Here is a 3157-nt window from a genome sequence, read left to right as displayed (position 1 = left end):
CTGCACGCCATACCTTTAGCTCAATGTCCCACTGACACGCCAGGGTTTCTCTTCTGACTGCCCAGCCGCTCAATTTTTCGTGACGGCGCAGGTCTAAAAGACTTGCACTAAAGTGCATGGCTCATACCCAGCGGTTTCGGAGAGTTGAATGGGCATGGGATACCTCCCCGGCCCGCGTGGGCCGGGTGAATGGAGACGGTGGGTTAATTCAGGAAAAAGCCGAGTTCGATGCCGTGCGGGGTTCCCAGGGTGTACGAGGTCTCAGGCTGGTGGCCTGCCTGACTGGCCGCCAGATACAGCGCGCCAAAGGTGGCACTGAAGGTGTGCCAGGTGCCAGGGTGCAGCGCACAGACGACATTCACTGCCGGGAGATTGATGCAACGGACGCGGCCCTTTCCTGTCAGAACGCGGTTCACGGGCAAACAGACTTCGGTCTGGAGGGGACCGCTGAAATATTCCTGGCTGTGGTACAGGCCGAAATCACCTCCCGTGATCTCGACGTCTGCCGCCTGCGCGTGTTCGTGGAGCTGCGCGACGCTGTGAACGTAGGAGGCATGGAAGGTTTCAGCCTCAGCGCTCATCGTGAGGCTCAGGGCCTGCTGGGCAGGCCACTGTCGGTACTGCGCGTCCACGACTGGGAGCGCGCGTTGTCCTTCGAGGACGCGGCCCACATCTAACAGCATCTGGCGTCTGGCCTCGAACTGTTCGAGCAGCCGCCGCTCGTGACGTTCCAGGATCGCGGTGACCTGGGCAGGTGCGGCCACCAGAAGAGCCGAGAGATCACTCAGCGGCAGATCCAGTTTGCGCAGGGCCGCCACCTGCTGACCCAGCGGAATTTGCGTGGGCGTATAGTAGCGGTAGCCGCTATCCTGATCCACCTGGGCAGGGAGCAGGACGCCGCTGTCGGCGTAGAACCGCAGCGCCGAGACGCTCAGGCCCACGAGTTGGGCGAACTGGCCGATGGACAGCAGTTTCATGATCACCTCCGCGCCTGAGCGTGGGGTCTCAAGCTGCTTGAGAGTCAAGACCGTCCAGTTGGGGGGACGGGCGGTAGAGCGGGTAAAACACCTGTCGACAGCTCAGCGCGGTGCCTTTTTGGCAACGCCACTTACCGGAAGCCCCTAGCTGTTGAGGGGTGTTGTCTTTGGAACCTCGCCTGGTCAAAACATTTTCACTCAAGACCCCTCAGGTAAAATTTCGCGTCCGTTACTTCAGGCGTTGACTTCATTGATTAGTTAGTACATACTTACTTCATGCCCAGTGCTGCCGCCGCTCCTCGTCAATCCGCCCATGAAAGGCGCACGGCCATTATTGAGATTGCATTGGAAGAATTTGCGGTACACGGCTACTCTGGTGCCTCCACCGAGACGATTGCTAAACGGGTGGGCATTTCACAGCCCTATATCTTCCGACTGTTCGGTACCAAGAAAGAGCTTTTTCTGGCGGTCAGTGATCAGGTTCACGCTACCATCTTCGATCTGTTCGTGACGGCGGCAGAGGACGCAGATCAGCGCGGTACGCCCCCACTCAAGGCGATGGAGGAGGCCTACAACAGTTTGCTGGTCCGCAAGCATGAACTCCTGATGCTGCTCCAGAGTTTTGCAGCCGGCGGAGACGACGAGATACAGACCAAGGTTCGTGAAAACTACCGTGCCTTGATCTCAGAGGTGGCGCGGCGTTCTGGCGCAACACCGCAGGCCATCTTTGGTTTTTTCGCCGCTGGCATGATGTTGACCGTGGCCGCTGCCCTCGATATGCCTGACCTCTACTGCGATCTTTGAAAAGAGGAGCCAGCACCGATGCCAATCTTATCTCTTCTCAATTTTTATTAGTAAGTACTTAATAATAAAAGGGAGTCCACCATGATGCACCTACCAGCCGCCGTGACCCACTCCTGGAAGACCAACCGCCCGCTGACTTTCGTGGGGCTGCTTTCCGTAATTCTGTTACTCGTCTGTCTGGTTGGGATGGTGGTGGATAACCGCATGGTTACCGGCATGCCTGCCTGGGATAAACCGGCCAAGTTCGCCATCTCGTTTCTGCTGTACTCGTTCACCCTCATCTGGATGCTGGGCTTCATAGAGGGCAAACGCGCCCGCCTGGCACGAATCGTCTCCGCCCTGACAGCCGTGGGGGCCGTGGTGGAACTACTGATCATCACGGCTCAGGCGGCGCGTGGCACGACGAGCCACTTCAATGTCGGTGCCTCGCTCGACGCCACACTTTATTACCTGATGGGCGGCTTTGTCCTGTTGATCTGGCTGATGAATCTGCTGGCCGCCGCACTGCTGCTGCTTCAACCGTTGCCTGACCGGGCGTTCGCCTGGAGCCTGCGACTGGGACTGGTGCTGACCCTGATTGGCGGAAGTATCGGGGCCGTGATGACCGCTCCAACATCGGCCCAGTTGGGCCAGGATCCGCCGACGGTAGTGGGGGCGCACAGTGTTGGCGGAACAGATGGCGGGCCTGGACTGCGCTTCCTGGGATGGAGTACCACCCACGGCGATCTGCGGGTGTCCCATTTTGTTGGGCTGCATGCCCTCCAGGCCGGGCCGCTGCTGTTCTGGCTGGTGGGCCGCCGCCGCTCCTGGACAGCGCGCCAGCGTGTGGGCCTGGTCTGGACTGCCGCCGGAGCCTACCTGGGCCTGATCACCCTGCTGTTCTGGCAGGCGCAACGAGGCCAGAGCGTCATCGCCCCGGACAGTCTGACCCTCTCATCCGCAGGTATGTTACTGCTCCTGACCGCCATCAGTGCGGGTCTGGTCTTGCGCCCAGACCGCAGGTTGACCCAGGAAACGATATGACGGCCCGCAAGCCCCGACTGTTGCCCACGGTTTACTTCGTGCTCTCACTCCTTGGCTTGCTGGGAACGTGGTACTTCAACCTCCAGTTTGAGTTTGAGGGGGGCAGCTACCTAGCCGCCTGGTTTGCCAATCCTGCAAGTTCGTCGGCAGCCATTGACCTGATCACCCTGCTGGTTGTAGCAAGCGTTTTATATCTGCGCGAAGGCTCCCGCCTGGGCTGGCGCTGGTATCTGAGCGCCCTGTTCATTCCTCTGTATCTGATTAGCGCCCCTAGCCCGTCGGCCTGAGTCGAACCAGATTCGCTAGAATCGGGGCATGGCCGGAACGCTGACAGCGGGTGATGTGCTGGAGAT

4 protein-coding genes are annotated in these 3157 nt (G+C 59.7%); 3 read left to right on the top strand and 1 reads right to left on the bottom strand.

The genetic code is table 11. The annotated features are described in order from the left end of the window. Positions 1–203 precede the first annotated feature (203 nt). Entirely contained in the window at positions 204–977 is a 774-nt protein-coding gene (locus tag Q319_RS0122910) for a MerR family transcriptional regulator (protein ID WP_156039565.1), read from the bottom strand. A 276-nt stretch (positions 978–1253) separates the two neighbouring features. On the opposite strand from Q319_RS0122910, the gene Q319_RS0122905 reads away from it, so the two are divergent. The 3 genes from Q319_RS0122905 to Q319_RS28035 all read left to right on the top strand — a co-directional run bounded on the left by Q319_RS0122905 (position 1254) and on the right by Q319_RS28035 (position 3091). After that, positions 1254–1781, top strand: coding sequence for a TetR/AcrR family transcriptional regulator (locus Q319_RS0122905; RefSeq protein WP_034416568.1), 528 nt, complete (start codon positions 1254–1256; stop codon positions 1779–1781). An 81-nt stretch (positions 1782–1862) separates the two neighbouring features. Then, positions 1863–2804, top strand: coding sequence for a hypothetical protein (locus tag Q319_RS28040; RefSeq protein ID WP_051655709.1), 942 nt, complete (start codon positions 1863–1865; stop codon positions 2802–2804). After that, on the top strand, positions 2801–3091 hold the full coding sequence (locus tag Q319_RS28035; protein WP_029484704.1) for a DUF2834 domain-containing protein: 291 nt from the start codon (positions 2801–2803) through the stop codon (positions 3089–3091). Before Q319_RS28040 ends, Q319_RS28035 begins: the two co-directional genes overlap by 4 nt. Positions 3092–3157 lie beyond the last annotated feature (66 nt).

It is taken from the genome of Deinococcus marmoris DSM 12784 (assembly GCF_000701405.1).
GTDB lineage: Bacteria > Deinococcota > Deinococci > Deinococcales > Deinococcaceae > Deinococcus > Deinococcus marmoris.
This window is presented reverse-complemented; position numbering and strand designations above follow the sequence as displayed.